At 62.4% G+C, this 14979-nt stretch carries 16 protein-coding genes; 13 read left to right on the forward strand and 3 right to left on the reverse strand.

What is annotated here, in order from left to right; all coding sequences use genetic code 11:
• The first annotated feature begins 37 nt into the window (after positions 1 to 37).
• The 6 genes from ACTJK6_RS18715 (at position 38) to ACTJK6_RS18740 (ending at position 4732) form a co-directional block, all read left to right on the forward strand.
• Positions 38 to 859, forward strand: a complete 822-nt coding sequence (locus ACTJK6_RS18715) for a hypothetical protein (protein ID WP_440839811.1) — start codon at positions 38 to 40, stop codon at positions 857 to 859.
• A gap of 195 nt (positions 860 to 1054) precedes the next feature.
• Positions 1055 to 3388: a KAP family P-loop NTPase fold protein gene (locus ACTJK6_RS18720; RefSeq protein WP_440839812.1), complete on the forward strand. Its 2334-nt coding sequence runs from the start codon at positions 1055 to 1057 to the stop codon at positions 3386 to 3388.
• A 305-nt stretch (positions 3389 to 3693) separates the two neighbouring features.
• Complete coding sequence (locus ACTJK6_RS18725) at positions 3694 to 3831, forward strand: hypothetical protein (protein WP_440839813.1); 138 nt, start codon at positions 3694 to 3696, stop codon at positions 3829 to 3831.
• Between the two features lie 31 nt (positions 3832 to 3862).
• Complete coding sequence (locus ACTJK6_RS18730) at positions 3863 to 4042, forward strand: hypothetical protein (protein WP_206275325.1); 180 nt, start codon at positions 3863 to 3865, stop codon at positions 4040 to 4042.
• A gap of 34 nt (positions 4043 to 4076) precedes the next feature.
• On the forward strand, positions 4077 to 4349 hold the full coding sequence (locus ACTJK6_RS18735; protein ID WP_440839814.1) for a hypothetical protein: 273 nt from the start codon (positions 4077 to 4079) through the stop codon (positions 4347 to 4349).
• Positions 4349 to 4732, forward strand: coding sequence for a hypothetical protein (locus ACTJK6_RS18740; RefSeq protein WP_440839815.1), 384 nt, complete (start codon positions 4349 to 4351; stop codon positions 4730 to 4732). Before ACTJK6_RS18735 ends, ACTJK6_RS18740 begins: the two co-directional genes overlap by 1 nt.
• 44 nt (positions 4733 to 4776) lie before the next feature.
• On the opposite strand, the gene ACTJK6_RS18745 is transcribed toward ACTJK6_RS18740, so the two are convergent.
• Positions 4777 to 5085 carry a hypothetical protein gene (locus tag ACTJK6_RS18745; RefSeq protein WP_440818041.1) on the reverse strand — a complete coding sequence of 103 codons (309 nt, stop codon included), beginning with the start codon at positions 5083 to 5085 and terminating at the stop codon, positions 4777 to 4779.
• 215 nt (positions 5086 to 5300) lie between these two features.
• Between ACTJK6_RS18745 and ACTJK6_RS18750 the strand changes: the two genes are divergently transcribed.
• Together ACTJK6_RS18750 and ACTJK6_RS18755 are read left to right on the forward strand one after the other, a co-directional pair.
• On the forward strand, positions 5301 to 5495 hold the full coding sequence (locus ACTJK6_RS18750; RefSeq protein WP_260803393.1) for an excisionase: 195 nt from the start codon (positions 5301 to 5303) through the stop codon (positions 5493 to 5495).
• Positions 5495 to 6577: a tyrosine-type recombinase/integrase gene (locus ACTJK6_RS18755; RefSeq protein ID WP_440839816.1), complete on the forward strand. Its 1083-nt coding sequence runs from the start codon at positions 5495 to 5497 to the stop codon at positions 6575 to 6577. Before ACTJK6_RS18750 ends, ACTJK6_RS18755 begins: the two co-directional genes overlap by 1 nt.
• Positions 6578 to 6848: 271 nt before the next feature.
• Here the strand turns inward: ACTJK6_RS18755 and gcvA are convergent, their stop codons facing one another.
• Positions 6849 to 7769 carry a transcriptional regulator GcvA gene (gcvA, locus tag ACTJK6_RS18760; protein WP_260803395.1) on the reverse strand — a complete coding sequence of 307 codons (921 nt, stop codon included), beginning with the start codon at positions 7767 to 7769 and terminating at the stop codon, positions 6849 to 6851.
• A 135-nt stretch (positions 7770 to 7904) separates the two neighbouring features.
• Between gcvA and hglS the strand changes: the two genes are divergently transcribed.
• The 3 genes from hglS to ACTJK6_RS18775 are packed head-to-tail and all read left to right on the forward strand — an operon-like array spanning position 7905 to position 12038.
• On the forward strand, positions 7905 to 9314 hold the full coding sequence (hglS, locus tag ACTJK6_RS18765; protein WP_440839817.1) for a 2-oxoadipate dioxygenase/decarboxylase HglS: 1410 nt from the start codon (positions 7905 to 7907) through the stop codon (positions 9312 to 9314).
• Positions 9311 to 10561, forward strand: a complete 1251-nt coding sequence (locus ACTJK6_RS18770) for a PLP-dependent aminotransferase family protein (protein WP_440839818.1) — start codon at positions 9311 to 9313, stop codon at positions 10559 to 10561. The genes hglS and ACTJK6_RS18770 overlap by 4 nt, the downstream gene beginning before the upstream one ends.
• Before the next feature lie 37 nt (positions 10562 to 10598).
• Positions 10599 to 12038, forward strand: a complete 1440-nt coding sequence (locus ACTJK6_RS18775; protein WP_440839820.1) for an FAD-binding oxidoreductase — start codon at positions 10599 to 10601, stop codon at positions 12036 to 12038.
• Here the strand turns inward: ACTJK6_RS18775 and ACTJK6_RS18780 are convergent.
• Positions 12023 to 12865 (reverse strand): IclR family transcriptional regulator, encoded by an 843-nt coding sequence (locus ACTJK6_RS18780; RefSeq protein ID WP_316879935.1) that lies wholly within the window; start codon positions 12863 to 12865, stop codon positions 12023 to 12025. The two genes, ACTJK6_RS18775 and ACTJK6_RS18780, sit on opposite strands and share 16 nt — an antisense overlap.
• A 187-nt stretch (positions 12866 to 13052) precedes the next feature.
• On the opposite strand from ACTJK6_RS18780, the gene ACTJK6_RS18785 reads away from it, so the two are divergent.
• A complete protein-coding gene (locus ACTJK6_RS18785; protein WP_440839821.1) occupies positions 13053 to 14117 on the forward strand; it encodes an ABC transporter ATP-binding protein in 1065 nt (354 codons plus the stop codon).
• A complete protein-coding gene (locus tag ACTJK6_RS18790) occupies positions 14114 to 14971 on the forward strand; it encodes an ABC transporter permease (protein ID WP_440818686.1) in 858 nt (285 codons plus the stop codon). Before ACTJK6_RS18785 ends, ACTJK6_RS18790 begins: the two co-directional genes overlap by 4 nt.
• Positions 14972 to 14979: the final 8 nt, after the last annotated feature.

A 14979-nucleotide genomic window follows, 5' to 3' on the forward strand; every position in this document is an offset into this window, starting at 1 on the left:
ACATTGCTGCCCGCGCGGGCAGTCAGTCGAATCACCAATGGGCACCCTCATTCAGTTTCCGCAGCCAGGCACGCGCACACCGCCTGGAAGACCTCCATCAAGCCAGAGCGAAACTCAAGATGCCCGTCTTGCTGCCGCGTATCGACGCGACCTCGATCGCGCGGTGGCCCTGTTGCTCGACCACGTTCAGAGCGACGCATACGACGGCGTCGCGCTCATCCTGAAACCGACGTCGCCGGGGCACAAGCCAGCCTTCGTCGTCGGCGGCTTCTACAGGCACAAGCTAACCGAGGCTGCCGATGCAGCAATGCAGTTGCGTCTTGCGATCAAGCTGCGAGCGAAGGAGCAAGGGCCAGAGCCGCAGCGCCGTGATACGCCCAACCCTCCCCAGCACCCACGTCACCACCAAACAGAAGCCTTAGACCAAGCTATGCAAGCTACTCTGCAAGAAAAATGGAACGAAACCACTGCACGCTATCACCGCTGCGAGCACATGCTTCGTCTGGCGTTCAGTAAGCAGTTGCGCGCATCGCCGGAAACAACGGCCATCCTGCTGAGCATCACACAGCTGCACATCGAAACGGTAGCGAACTGTCTTTGGGAGCTTGTGCGTCAGCCAGGACGAGCAACACCGCAGACGAAACTTGATACGTTAAATGCAATTCAGCTATTTCGGAACGTACGCGCACAGGTGTCTGCCTGGATGCCGCCCGCCGGTCTGGAAGCGGCGTATTTCGCCTCGAACGTTAGCGCTCTTTCGGAGGAGATGGTGATTGATGGGGATGCGCTATTGCACGAAGTGGAGTCCTCATTAAAGCGCCTTGTAGGCGAGGTCACAGTTGAAGCCGTAGGCACATAACACGCTGTGTAGCATGTAGTATTAGGAGACATGTGGCCCCAAACAGAGGGCCACTTCATACACTACAAGATACCGGGATGGGATTATGGCGGTGGAGTTTTTCGTCCAGCATACGAGCGCGGTACGCGTCCGTCGCGCGATCAACGTCGGGCCATCGCTTCGAGGAGCCGAGGCCGCATTGGGTGGGCCTGGCCAATGAAATGGTCGCTGCTGCGCGTTACAACATGGTGGGCCCGCCGTCGCGCCAAACTCGCCGCACAAGCCGCAAGAGCCGAGCGACCGGATGAGGGAATCGGTGCGGAAGCGCCGATTCGTACTGCGTCTGAGGATGGCCTACGCAGGACCGACTTTGCGGCGCATATTGCCGTTGTGCTTTCTGAGCTCAGCCTGCGTGAAGGGAGAGTTTTCGCGATTCGCGGCGGATGGGGCTTCGGCAAGTCTTCCCTAAAAAATTTGGTCACTGAGCAGCTTGACGCACGACGCGACACAGCTGACTGGGTAGACTTCAATCCTTGGCAATGGGGCGATGGCGACGCAATTGCTCGTGCCCTATTTGGTCAAATCGCGGATCGACTAGGCGGAGAGCATTCAAGGTCCGCAGTTGCGCGCGCTGAGGCATTACGACGCTACGGTGCAATCCTCACAGGATCCGGCGCGCCGTTCAAGAAAGCGAGCGCCTCTGGACAGATCATTTCTACTGTTCTGACTAACGCATCCGTCATCGCTGTTGCTACTGCCGTCGGCCTGCATCTTCCCACCGCGGCGGCAGTTGCTGCCGGTCTTGCCTTTCTTGCTGTCGCCGTACCATTTATCGGGCGTCTACTGCTGCATCTCGGACGTGACCGAACCGGGGAACCACTGGGGAAAGTACGAGAAGCGCTTGAGACTCGACTTCGCGAACTCGATCGCCCACTAATCGTATTTGTGGATGACCTCGACCGCCTAGAGCCGAAGCAGATACGGATGCTGTTGCGACAAGTGAAGGCGAATGCAAACCTTCCTAATATTGTCTTCGTCCTTCTTTTCCAACCCAACATCGTCGAGAGGGCATTGGATCCTGTAGCAAATGGAGACGGCCGAGCCTTCCTAGAAAAGATTGTGCAGGCGAACTTCGATCTACCAGCTACGCCTACTTCGACCGTACATCAAATTTTCGGGGAAGAACTCGGCAAGCTCGTCAGTCCGTACGCAACAGAAGCCAACGGGTTCTCGCAGACACGTTGGGGCAACGCCCTTATCGGCTCCGTCCAGCCCCTGCTGCGCAACTTGCGCGATGCGCGGCGGCTGCTCTCGTCTGTTTCTATTCATATGCCATTGCATTCGGCCGATGGCGTGTTCGAGGTGAACATCATCGACTTCCTTGTTCTGGAAGCGCTTCGTGTTTTTGAACCAGACCTCCACGCAGCGCTGTTCCGAGAGAGGGAATTGGTATTGCAAGAGTTTCGCTTCGGACAGGGAAGGCGAGACGCCGATAAGGCGGCGGCTGAGCGACTTTTAGAACTGCTCCCTGAGCGGCGCCGAGAAACAGCTAAAGCAGCGCTCAAGGAGTTGTTCCCCACGCTTGAATGGGCTTACGGTGGGACATACTACGCTGAAGATTTCCATGCCCACTGGCTCACTGCCAAGCGTGTATGCACCACACGCTACTTCCCTCGCTACTTCGAACTCCAGACAGCAGATGGGGAAATGTCAGAAAGCCGTTTCGTTGCATTTCTTGACGCAACCGGAACAGCAGACGCACTGTCTTCGGCGATAGAGGAAATTGAGCAGGCCGGCCTTTTGCCCTCGCTTGCTGCAAGGATAGACGAGTCAGTCAGCCGCTTGCCAATCGAGAATGCACAGGTGCTATTGCCGGCATTGTTCAGGATCGCCGAAAAATTTGCTGGTGGGAACCTGGATCCCTTCAGATCCCCTTGGATATCGGCATGGCGAGCGGTAACTTGGTTTCTGAAGCGGGTCCCGGAGGAATTGCGTGGCGATCTCGCGCTCGCGGCGCTCCGCGAGACGGAAGCGCTGTCTGTCGCGGCAATCTTGATTCATTTGAACGATCCTGCAGATCGAAAAGAAGGCACAGATGAAACATTCGATCCAACGCTAGACCTTGACACGGTGGCGGCGCTGAAAGACGAATGGTTACGCTTGGTAAGAAGCCGCGCCGCGAACGGCACCCTATACACCGCACCGGATCTGGTGAATCTGCTCTACCGCTGGAGGGACTACTCAGGTTCTTTAGACGGCCCGCGCGAGTGGATGCTGGAGGCTATTCGGACTGACGACAGCTTTGCAGAGATGGCATCGCGGTTGATGAGCCGCGGAACCCGCTATTCAGCGGGGGATCGGGTTGCTTCCCCGCACAATACCTTCAGCAGACAGGCCATTGAGGATTTCATTGGAATCGACTTGGCGAAAGAAAGGTCGGATGCACTAGACCCCGCACAATACCCGGCGCAGGAGGAGGCTTTAAGGGTTTTGCGCAGATCTCTGGCTCTTTGGCTTGGGCTAAGGAAGCCAGACCCGTTCGAAGTGTAGGGGCGACGACCGTCCGTCGGACTGCAACCGCAGCGCCCCAATTCGAGCAAGCCGCCCACAACCGGTCACACTTCTCTACATGGAAATCTCCCAAAGGTATTGAAGCAATAAATACCTGTAGGTATCTTTGCTCCACCAACAAAGTGGAGTGCAAATGCATACCCTGTGCCGTTTTAAGTACCTTGTCGCCTACGTCATCACCCTCGGCGTAGTCCTAGCCCTCCACGCATACGCCCTCCATCTCGACGAATCATCCGAGACAGAGCCCACGCGCATCACCCAGCGCCAGGCATGAGGAGGACACGATGCACCGTTCCGCCCTCCACCGCCTCGCGTCCGGCTACTTCAGCCACCACCCTGTCCTCGGCCTTGCCGTAGTGCTCTTCGCGTTCGGCCTCGCCGGCGCCATCGCGCCCGAAGCCGCAATGGTGCTCGGGGGCTGACATGCCTCCGCGCCCCATCGCAGACGCGGCCGTGCTCGCCGAGCGCAACAAGCTGCGCCTCATCTGCACCGACGCGCAGGCCCTGGCCGCGGGCCCCGTCCGCACCGCCATCGAGGCATCCGCGCACGCCCGCACCCATCCGCGCATTCGCACGACCCGCCGCGTGTGGGTCGACCTCAAGAAACTGGCTGCAGGCGACTTCGACGACTGACCAGCCGCAACGGAGACCAACCATGCATCGCATAATGAACCGTACCCCCGCCACCCTTCGCATCGGCAAGCACGACGTGCAACGCCGCCCCGTGCCCGGCTCGCTGCATTGCAGTTACACCCTGCGCGTCGACGGCGTTGTCGTGTGGGAGAGCATCAGCATCCCCTGCGCGCGAGATCTCGACGGCGCCGTCAAAACGCACCGCTCGTGTCAGGAGGAAGTCATGCAGGCCGCACGCCGTGGTGGGCGCCGGATGGGTATGCAGAAGATCAACGGCGCTGTTCGGCCGAAGCGGGGGGCGCTGTGATGACGGCCACGGAAAGCCCGAAGGAAAGCACGCTCAATCCCCCGGCCGGCTCAACGGAGCTCGCAAAGCTGCGCGCACTGATCGCAGATGATGGCTTTGCCGCCACGTTCCAAACGATGGGGCGGTACCGAACGGCACTGCTGCAGATCGCGTCCGCGCTTGCACGAAGCCCCGCTCCGAACGCTGAGCCGTTTGTTACCGACCATTCTGTTGAGGTCAACAAAATGGTTGAGGAGCAGGCCGCGCCGAAGACGGGCGAGCCTGAAGCGCTGGCCGAGCTGACATGGTGCATCGAGCATGGATGCCACGGCCCTCGCACCTACCGGGCTTTAGTGAATGCACGTGAACAACTGCTCGCCGCCTCTATCCGGGTAGGTCAATGACTTCAACGGGCCAAGCGGCACTGACGAGGTTACTGAAGAAGAACCTACATAGCAGGCAGATCGCGAAGCAACCGCCCTTCGTGCTTTTCAGGCGCCTCGACCTCGATCCACTCATAGCCGCTGTCGCCAACAACGACACCCACTTTCGGGCCGGGCACTCTGAGCCCTTGGATGGTGTGGAGCGCGTAGACATGATCACCGCTCATAAGAAGCATGATGATCTGGTCGATGTCTACATCTGCAAATGGAGATCCCCACGAGTTCGTCTGTGGGTTGATCAGCGCATAGCGAACATGGGTCGCACGCCCCGTTGCGTCGTCAATACGCGCGTGGGTAATGCCGTAGTACGCCATCTACACCTCCCGCTATTTCGAACATCGTAACACCGGCAACAAATGACCAACGCAGCAGCACGAATCATCGAAACGACCCGGCCGCACACGGAGCACATCATGAACCAACGACTGATGACCGAAGGGATAGCGACAAAGCACGGAGCACCGGTGTGAGCTTTACGGAGCCGCAAAAATCAATGAAACACCCGGCTGTATTGGGAGTGGAGTAAATAATGAAAGTCAGTCTTGAGAAATGGGCAGCCCGAAACTATGACCCGCCGCCGCACATCGACACGCTCCGCGCGTGGGCGCGCCAGGGCAAGATCTATCCTCCGGCCGAGAAAGTCGGCAAGGCTTACTACGTTGACGAGCACGCTGTCTTTTCAAAGGACGCGCGCCGGCGGCTTGTCCATCGGATCGCTGCGTAATGGCCGCACGCCCACGAATCCGCAAGCGCGCCAACTGGCCTGAGAACCTGCACGAGCCGCGCGAGGGCTATTACACGTTCCGCGACCCGCGCGACGGCAAGGTCCACGTGCTCGGCCGCATTCCATTGGCACAAGCAATCTTCGAGGTGCATGAAGCGAACGCCGCTATCGTCTCTGCACCACGCAAACTGATCGACCGCATTCAGAACCCTGGCACGGAAACGGTACGCGACCTTCTCGCAAAGATGCCCAAAGACGGGCTCAAACCGACAACTCTGGCGAGCCTGAAAACGCAGGATTCACGCATCGCCGAGGCGCTTGGCGACGTTCGGTGCAACGAGCTCACCATCAAAGCCGTCTCCGACTTCATCGAAGAGATGAAGGACGCCGGCAAGAAGCGCTTGGCCCAGATGATCCGAGGGCGCCTTTACATCGTGTGTCGAAAGGGCATGGCCTTAGGCTGGATGCAGTCGAATCCCGTCGAGGTCATCGAGAAGTTCAGCGTGAAAGTGCAACGGAAGCGCCTCACGCTGGAGACGTTTAATCGGATCTTAGAGAAAGCGCCGGAGGTAACACCATGGCTTGAGAGGGCCATGCTGCTTGCGCTTGTAAGCGGGCAGGATCGCTCAACAATTGCGAACTGGAAGCGCACATCGGTTCAGGAAGATTTCGCGGTCGTCCGACGATCCAAGACTGAGCTCGACATTGCGATCCCCTTAGACATTCGCCTCGACGTGATCGGCCTTTCCCTGCGGGACGTCATCGCCAGGTGCAAAAGCACCGGCGTCGTCAGCAAGTATTTGATTCACCACGTTAGAACGAACGGCGCCACCAAACGCGGTTCGCCGATCGCCCTTAATGCTATTTCAGCGGCATTTGCTCGGGCACGGCGCCTTGCATCGATCGACGAGAAAGGGGCCCCGACATTTCATGAGATTCGAAGCTTGGCCAAGCGGCTCTACATGGAACAAGGCAATGTCGACACAAAGGCCCTGCTCGGCCACCTGTCCGAATCAGCGTCCAACACCTATGCCAACCCCCGCGGCGTTGCGCCCGTCAAGGTCGCCATCTCGGGACAGTGATTTTGAACGAATTTTGAACACCTATTGAACAACCCGCATGGCTACGCCATTTGCGGCTCATGGTGCATGCTGGATGGACATGGGCGAGAGATAACGTCAGCTTTGTTTTGCGTCGGACTGGGCTTTGAGCATGGCTGGCCCGATCCGACAAATTCGATCTGCGAACTTTACAGAACCCCGATGGGCGAGTCATGCACTGCTTCGCCACCGTTGGTTTGGTGCCGAACGCGCGCGTTCTGCTTGCTCTGTGCACTTGCGAAAGCGCGGCGCCTTACCTTGCAGGCTGCGTGATCATGAAATCTTGCGCCGCTTTCACCAGCCATGTCCGCAGCGCTTGCAGCGGCGGGTAGTCAGCGCGGTTCGTGGGCCAGGCGAGGTAGTAACGCTCTGCGCTCTCCATCTCGGGTACATGCGGCAACGCCTGGACCAGGTCGCCTTGCTGCAGCTCGTGGGTGATCAGAAAACGCGGCAGCAACGCCACGCCCAGGCCCGCAACGGCAGCTTGCGCGGCGGTGGCAAATTGGTCGAACAGCATGCCCTGGGGTTCTGCCCCTGTTACCTGATGACTGGCCAGCCAGCGCGGCCAAGCATCGGGGCGGGAGGCCAGGTGCAACAGCGGCGCATGCAGCAGGTCGCGCGGCTGCGCAAAGTCGTAGCGGGCCAGCAGCGCCGGGCTGCAAGCGGGTACGACGGTTTCGCTCATCAGCAAGGCCAGTTCTGCCCCCGGCCAGTGCGGCGTACCGAAGTGAATGGCCGCATCCACCGCTTCCAGTTGAAAGTCGAACTGCGACAGCCGCGTCGTCAGATTGATGGTGATGCCGGGGTGCTCGTCGAAAAAAGCCGGCAGGCGCGGTGCCAGCCAGCGGGTGCCGAACGTCGGCAGGATGGCCAGATTCAAGCTGCCGCCCTGCGGATTGGCTCGGAACCCAACCGTGGCGCTGGAGATGCGCATCAACGCGGCGCGTATTTCCTCCGCATACGCCTGACCCGCCGCGCTCAGGCGCACGGTCTGGCGTTCGCGCACGAACAGTTCTGCACCCAGGCGCTCTTCCAGCGCGCGGATCTGGCGACTGACGGCACTTTGCGTGAGATGCAGTTCAGCGGCGGCAGCCGTGAAGCTCTGGTGGCGCGCGGCGGCCTCGAACGCGCATAGCAGGGACATCGGCGGCAGAAAGCGGCGTGACAGGAACATGGGAGCGCGGAAATTGTGCGATGCGAAAGTCGCCAAGTCATTCTCGATTGGAATGATCTACGCCCGGATTATCGTTTGACCGGGCTTCATTGGCCACCCTAGCATCGCTTTGCCCCTGCCAAATCGAACCCAGTCATGAGCGCTTTGCATCAACCTTCGGCCTTCCACTTCGTCAACGCCAACGAAATACGCTCGCGCTTTTCGCGCGCCATGTCCGCCATGTATCGCGAGGAGGTGCCGCAGTACGGCACCCTGGTCGAGCTGGTGGCTGACATCAACGCTCGCACGCTGGAGGCCCAGCCCGCGCTGCACGCGCAGATGGCGCAGTCCGGCGAGTTGGAGCGGCTGGACGTCGAGCGCCACGGCGCCATCCGCGTCGGCACGGCCGCCGAGCTGGCCACGCTGCGCCGGCTGTTTGCCGTCATGGGCATGGAGCCGGTGGGCTACTACGATCTGTCGGTGGCTGGCGTGCCAGTGCATTCGACGGCGTTCCGCCCGGTGGGCGATGCCGCGTTGCTGGCCAACCCGTTCCGCGTGTTCACGTCGTTGCTGCGGCTTGAGCTGATTGCCGACGCTGCCCTGCGCGAGAAAGCCGCTGCCATCCTGGCGCGCCGGCAGATCTTTACGCCGCGCGTGCTGGAACTGATCGCCCAATGCGAAGCCGAGGGCGGGCTGGCTGACGCAGATGCCGACGCGTTCGTACGCGAGGCGCTAGAGACCTTCCGCTGGCACAGCACGGCCACGGTCGACGCCGAGACGTATCGCGCGCTGCAAGCCGCCCACCGCTTGGTGGCCGACGTGGTGTGCTTCCGCGGCCCCCACATCAACCACCTCACACCACGCACGCTCGACATCGACGCCGCCCAGGCCGCGATGCCCACACGCGGCATGGACGCCAAGGATGTGGTGGAAGGCCCCCCGCGCCGCAACTGCCCCATCCTGCTGCGCCAGACCAGCTTCAAGGCACTGCAAGAAGCGGTGCACTTTACCGACGACGCAGGCGCCCACACGGCGCGCTTTGGCGAAATCGAGCAGCGCGGCGTGGCCCTCACGCGCAAGGGTCGCGCGCTGTATGACCAACTGCTGGCCGAGGTGCGCAGCATGGGCAATGCCGGCAATGCTGCACCCAACTACGGAAGCCGATTGGCACAGGCGTTCCGCGCCTTTCCCGACAGCCATGACGCGCTGCGTGCGCAAGGGCTGGCGTTCTATCGCTACACGCTTACGCCGTCGGGCCAGGCAGAGGCCGACGCAGCCACGGCAGCCGATTTGTCGTTGGATGAACTCCTGGCCAAGGGCTGGGTGCAGGCCGACCCCATCACGTATGAAGATTTCTTGCCGGTCAGCGCGGCAGGCATCTTCCAGTCCAACCTGGGCGGCGAAGAGCAGAAGCAGTATCAGGCCCACGCCTCGCAGCAGGCGTTTGAGGCCGCGCTGGGCGCGCGCGTGCACGATGAAATCGCGCTGTACGAAGCGGCGCAGCAGCGCTCCATCGATCAGGTGCGCGCCGTGCTGCGCGGCACGCCCGTGGTGGATGCCGCATGACCGGCCCGCACACGCCTGCCGCCCTGCCGGGCTTTGCCGCCCCGTTTGCAAACCCCGCCGGCTCGCCCATCCGTGAACTGTTTCCGTACCTCAGCCAGCCGGGGATGATCTCGCTGGCGGGCGGTTACCCGTCGCCCAGCCTGTTCGACGCCGAAGGGCTGGCGCACGCCACCGCCCAAGCCATGGCGGGCGACGCCCAGGCCTTGCAGTACGGCGCGACTGAAGGGCTGCCTATCCTGCGCTCGGCGCTAGCGGCATTGATGGATGCGCGCGGCATCCAGGCCCGCGCTGAACAGATGATGGTCACCACGGGCTCGCAGCAAGCGTTCGACTTGCTGGTGCGTACGTTGATCGAACCGGGGGATACGGTGTTGGTGGAAGTGCCCGCCTACCCTGCAACGCTGCAAGCCTTGCGCCTGGCGCAGGCCCGCATCGTGCCGATACCGATGGACGAACACGGCCTGCAAACCGATGCGCTGGCCGACCTGCTGCATCAGTTGCCCGCCACGCAGCGCCCCAAGCTGCTCTACACCGTCCCGAATTTTTCCAACCCGCGCGGCACGCTGCTCGCTGCCCAGCGGCGCGAAGCCCTGGTGCAGCTAGCCTGCACGCACGGCTTCTGGGTGGTGGAAGACGATCCCTACGGCGAGCTGCGCTTTGATACGGCAGAGGGCGACGCCTCTGCCATGCCACCCGCGCTGCGCGCAGTGGGCGATCGGCTTGCCGCAGGCGGCACGAACCCGGTGGTGTATCTCTCCAGCCTGTCCAAGACCGTCGCGCCTGCGCTGCGGATCGGCTGGATGCTGGCCGATGCCGGCCTGCTGCGCCGCTGCGCCATCGCCAAGCAGACGGTGGACCTGTGTACGTCTCCGCTGGCGCAGATGGTGGCGGCGCGCTATCTGGAAAGCGGCCGCTATCCGGCCACGGTGCAGCGCGCGCGCATCGAGTATCAGCAGCGCATGCAGGCCCTGGTGCAAGGTATCGCTACGCAGTTGAATGGCCATGTGCAGTGCGCCACGCCGGCGGGCGGCATGTTTGTCTGGGCCACGTTCGCGCCGTCGATCGACCCGCAGGCGCTCTTCGATGCCGCCGTGTCGCAGCAGGTGCTCTATGTGCCGGGCAAGGCGTTCTATCCGGACAACGCGCAACTGAACACCATGCGCCTGTCGTTTGCCGCGCCCGAGGTGCCGCAAATCGAGCAGGCCGTGCAGCGGCTGGCTGCGGCGGTAACGCTGGCCATGCGTTGACAGCGCCATCAAACAGACAACCTTCATCGTCATTGCCATGACACCCGACAACCTGATTCCGGCCTTGCGCGACATCGTGGGGGCCGCCCATGTTCTGACCGGCGACGACTGCGCCGAATACGAATCCGATTGGCGCCAGCGCGTGCGCGGCAAGGCGCTGTGCGTGGTGCGGCCCGGCTGCACGGCCGACGTGGCTGCGGTCGTGCGCGCGTGCGCACAAGCCGGTGTGTCCATCGTGCCGCAGGGAGGCAATACGGGCCTGGTGGAAGGCTCGGTGCCCGATGCCAGCGGCGAGCAGATCATCGTGAGCCTGCGCCGCATGCAAGCCGTGCGCGCCATCGACGCCGCCAACATGACGATGACGGTGGATGCCGGTTGCGTACTCCAATCGCTGCAGGAGGTTGCACGCGAAGCCGGCATGCTGTTCCCGCTGAGTCTGGGTGCGGAAGGCAGTTGCACCATCGGCGGCAACCTGGCAACCAACGCGGGCGGTACGCAGGTGCTGCGCTACGGCAATGCGCGCGAGCTTTGCCTGGGGCTTGAAGTCGTGCTGGCCGACGGCCAAGTCTGGGAAAACCTGCAAGGCCTGCGCAAGGACAACACCGGTTATGACCTGCGCAATCTGTTCATCGGCAGCGAGGGCACGCTGGGCATCATCACGGCGGCCACACTGCGCCTCTATCCGCAACCGGCCGCGCAATTGACAGCGTGGGCAGCCGTGCCTTCGCTGCAAGCCTCCACAGCGTTGCTGGCCCTGTCGCACCGGCATCTGTCTGCCGCGCTCACGGGCTTTGAGGTCATGAGTCAGGAGGGGCTGAAGCTGGTCGACACGCACTATCCGCATCTGCGCGTGCCGATGTGGCGCGAAACGATGTGGTGCGTGCTGCTGGAGGCGTCCGATAGTGAATCCGAGGCGCACGCCCGCGCGCAGTTTGAACACCTGCTGGAAACCGCGATGGAAGACGGCATCGTGACCGACGCGATCATCGCCGAGAACATCCGGCAAGCGCACGACCTGTGGCACATCCGCGAGAGCATCACGCTGGCCCAGGCGGCTGAAGGTCCCAACATCAAACACGATGTTTCGGTGCCGATCTCACGCATTCCCGAGTTTGTGGCCCAGACCGATGCGCAACTGCAGGCGCTTGCGCCCGGGCTGCGGCTCATCAACTTCGGGCACCTGGGCGATGGGAACCTGCACTACAACGTGCAGCCGCCAGCGGGTGCGGACGCCGCTGCGTTCGTTGCCGCGCATGAGGCTGCGATTGGCGATGCGGTGTACCAGTCCGTCCACCGCTTTGGCGGCTCGATCTCGGCTGAGCATGGCATCGGCGCGCTCAAGCGCGACCACCTTCCGCACTACAAGGCGCCGGTGGCCCTGCACTTGATGCGCACCATCAAACAGGCGCTCGACCCGAAATGCCTGCTGAACCCGGGACGCGTGCTCGAACGGCCGCCGGGTCAGATGGCGCGATAGGTATCGCTCACGGCCATCGATTGCATCGGGCGACGCAGCGTCGGATCGAACGGGTTGATCTGCGTGGTCAGGCGATTCGCTTCGCGCAGCAGCATGTCGTAGACGATGGGCAGGCGCTCGGGGCTCAGGCGGTTGGCGAGCGTGCCGACGGAAAGCGCGGCGACGACGTTGCCATTGCGATCGAACACGGGCACCGCAATGCCCGCCATGCCTTCGAGCAGCCCGTCCGTCTTGGCGCTGTAGCCGCGCTCGCGTGCCTTCCTGACCTCGGAGCGCAGATAGACCTCGTCGTAGACGCTGTAGTGCCGGATGCGCGGCAGGTTGTAGCGCAGCACCTCCTCCTGCTCGGCCTCTGGCAGGTGCGCGAGGATCACCAGCGCGCCCTGGCCGACACCGAGTTCGATGCGTCCGCCCACATCGCCGGTGAAGGTGCGAATTGGGTACTGCCCTTCCACGCGATCCAGACACACGGCGTCGAAACCCGAGCGCACCAGCAGCAGCACGGTGTCGCCCAGGCTGGCGTTCAGGCGCAAGAGCGCCGGCCGGGCGACGGAGCGCAAGTCGTTCACCGCGCCCGCCTGGGCCGCCAGGCAGAAAAGATCCAGGCTGAGCCGGTACAGCTTGTTCTGCTGATCCTGCTCGACCATGCCCTCTTGCGTGAGCCCCTGCAGCAGGCGGTGCGTGGTGGCCGGGGTCATTCCCAGCGTCTTGGCCAGGTAGGTGACGCGCACACCTTGGTGCTGCTGCTCCGCCATGGTGCGCAGGATCTGGAAAGTGCGGTGCATGGCGCTGCGCTGATGCGCGTCGTCGTCGGAATCTACGGACATAAAGCTGGAATGGACTGAATTTGGTGGATCGATTGTATTCCGCCAGACGGAATAAATACGATAAAAATTCCAATCACAGCGTATACACCTAGGATTGATCGATGTTTTGGCACACCTGTTGCAATAGCATAGCCATATTGTTCAATTGGAAGAGTCTGGCGACGCCCCCGATCGCAAAGGATCACCGATGAGTTTTCTGCGCCTGAACCATGTCTCCAAGCAGTACGGCGACCTACGGGTCGTACAGGACTTCAACCTGAACGTGCACAAGGGTGAGTTTGTCTCGCTGCTGGGTCCGTCGGGCTGCGGCAAGACGACGACGCTGCAGATGATTGCGGGCTTCGCGGAGGTGACCGAGGGTTCGATCGAGCTGGACGGCAAGGACATCACCCGTGCGAAAGCCAACGCGCGCGGCCTGGGCATCGTGTTCCAGACCTACGCGCTGTTTCCGCACATGACGGTGCGCGAGAACGTGGAGTTCGGGCTGGAGATGCGCAAGTGCCCGCCGGCCGAACGCCGCGAGCGCGCCCTGCAGACGCTGGCGCTCGTGCATCTGGACAAGCACGTTGACCGCTACCCGCGCGAGCTGTCGGGCGGCCAGCGCCAGCGCGTCGCCCTGGCACGCGCGCTGGTCATCAAGCCGCCGGTGCTGCTGCTGGACGAGCCGCTGTCGAACCTGGACGCCAAGCTGCGCGAAGAGATGCAGTTCGAGCTGCGTGAGATCCAGCGCAAGGTGGGCACGACCACCATCATGGTCACCCACGACCAGGCCGAAGCCATGTCGATCAGCGACCGTGTGGTCGTCATGGAGGCAGGCCGCATCACGCAGGTGGATACGCCGCTGGCGGTGTATGAGCATCCGCGCAATGCGTTCATCTCCACCTTTGTCGGCAAGGCCAACCTGCTGCATGCGGCAGTGGTGTCCGGCGCTGACGGCGAGCTTCGTGCATCGGTCGGGTCCGTGCAACTCGCGCTGCCGCCGGGCACGCCGGTGGGCAGCAAGGTCGTGCTGGCGCTGCGCCCCGAAAAGATGACGTGCACCGCCGACGGCACCGGCCGCTGCGAAGGCCGCGTGACCGAACGCTTCTTCCTCGGCAACCAGTGGATGTACACCGTCGACACGCCGCTTGGCGCGATGCTGGTCTCTGCCGTCAACGATGGCGATGCCCCGCGCGAAGTGGGCCAGACCGTCGGCGTGGATTGGCAAGACCGCTATGTCCGCGTGATCGGTACCGAGGGGACTGCAGCATGAGCCGCAGACCGATCTGGGTGCCGTGGAGCATGACCGGCCCGGCGCTGGCGCTCTTCGGCGTGATGCTCTTCGTGCCGCTCGCGCTGAGCGTGATGCTGTCGTTCAACGCGTTCGACGCCGACAAGGGCCCAATTGCGGGCACCTTCACGTTTGCGCACTACCTGCATGTGGTGCAAGACCCGTACTACTACGAAATCTTCTGGCGCACGCTGCGCGTTTCAGCGCTCGTGACGCTGATCTGCATCCTGATCGGCGCGCCCGAGGCCTACATCCTGAGCCGGATGCGCAAGCCCTGGCGCTCGATTTTCCTGCTCATCATCCTGGCGCCGCTGCTGATCTCCGTTGTGGTGCGCGCCTTCGGCTGGAGCATGCTGCTCGGGCCCGAAGGGTTGGTCAACGCCGTGTTCAAGGCGGTCGGCATCGGCCCGGTCAAGCTGCTGTACAACGAGACGGCCGTGGTGATTGCGCTGGTGCACGTGATGCTGCCGTTCATGGTGATTCCGGTGTGGACCTCGCTGCAAAAGCTCGACCCGTGGGTGGAAAACGCCGCGCTGTCGTTGTCCGCATCGCACTTCACCACGTTGCGCCGCGTGGTGCTGCCGCAAGTCATGCCGGGCATTCTGTCGGGCAGCCTGATCGTGTTTGGGCTGGCGGCCAGCTCATTCGCCATTCCGGGCCTGCTCGGCGGGCGCCGCGTGAAGATGGTCGCCACGCTCATCTACGACGAATACCTGAACGAACTGAACTGGCCGCTGGGCGCAGCCATCGCGCTGATTCTGCTGGCGGCCAACCTCGTCATCATGCTGGGCTGGAACCGCATGATCGAAGGCCGCTACAAGAAGACGTTGGGCTGAAGGAGCGC

Source organism: Ralstonia sp. 22086 (assembly GCF_052045975.1).
Taxonomy (GTDB): domain Bacteria; phylum Pseudomonadota; class Gammaproteobacteria; order Burkholderiales; family Burkholderiaceae; genus Ralstonia; species Ralstonia wenshanensis.

Bases quoted from the DNA above. Each gene is read 5' to 3' on its own strand.
- gcvA (WP_260803395.1), bottom strand. From the start codon at position 7,769: ATGTTCCTGTCACGCCGCTTTCTGCCGCCGATGTCCCTGCTATGCGCG.
- ACTJK6_RS18780 (WP_316879935.1), bottom strand. From the start codon at position 12,865: ATGTCCGTAGATTCCGACGACGACGCGCATCAGCGCAGCGCCATGCAC.
- hglS (WP_440839817.1), top strand. From the start codon at position 7,905: ATGAGCGCTTTGCATCAACCTTCGGCCTTCCACTTCGTCAACGCCAAC.
- ACTJK6_RS18745 (WP_440818041.1), bottom strand. From the start codon at position 5,085: ATGGCGTACTACGGCATTACCCACGCGCGTATTGACGACGCAACGGGG.
- ACTJK6_RS18790 (WP_440818686.1), top strand. From the start codon at position 14,114: ATGAGCCGCAGACCGATCTGGGTGCCGTGGAGCATGACCGGCCCGGCG.
- ACTJK6_RS18755 (WP_440839816.1), top strand. From the start codon at position 5,495: ATGGCCGCACGCCCACGAATCCGCAAGCGCGCCAACTGGCCTGAGAAC.
- ACTJK6_RS18770 (WP_440839818.1), top strand. From the start codon at position 9,311: ATGACCGGCCCGCACACGCCTGCCGCCCTGCCGGGCTTTGCCGCCCCG.
- ACTJK6_RS18785 (WP_440839821.1), top strand. From the start codon at position 13,053: ATGAGTTTTCTGCGCCTGAACCATGTCTCCAAGCAGTACGGCGACCTA.
- ACTJK6_RS18775 (WP_440839820.1), top strand. From the start codon at position 10,599: ATGACACCCGACAACCTGATTCCGGCCTTGCGCGACATCGTGGGGGCC.
- ACTJK6_RS18735 (WP_440839814.1), top strand. From the start codon at position 4,077: ATGAACCGTACCCCCGCCACCCTTCGCATCGGCAAGCACGACGTGCAA.
- ACTJK6_RS18715 (WP_440839811.1), top strand. From the start codon at position 38: ATGGGCACCCTCATTCAGTTTCCGCAGCCAGGCACGCGCACACCGCCT.
- ACTJK6_RS18750 (WP_260803393.1), top strand. From the start codon at position 5,301: ATGAAAGTCAGTCTTGAGAAATGGGCAGCCCGAAACTATGACCCGCCG.
- ACTJK6_RS18740 (WP_440839815.1), top strand. From the start codon at position 4,349: ATGACGGCCACGGAAAGCCCGAAGGAAAGCACGCTCAATCCCCCGGCC.
- ACTJK6_RS18725 (WP_440839813.1), top strand. From the start codon at position 3,694: ATGCACCGTTCCGCCCTCCACCGCCTCGCGTCCGGCTACTTCAGCCAC.
- ACTJK6_RS18720 (WP_440839812.1), top strand. From the start codon at position 1,055: ATGAAATGGTCGCTGCTGCGCGTTACAACATGGTGGGCCCGCCGTCGC.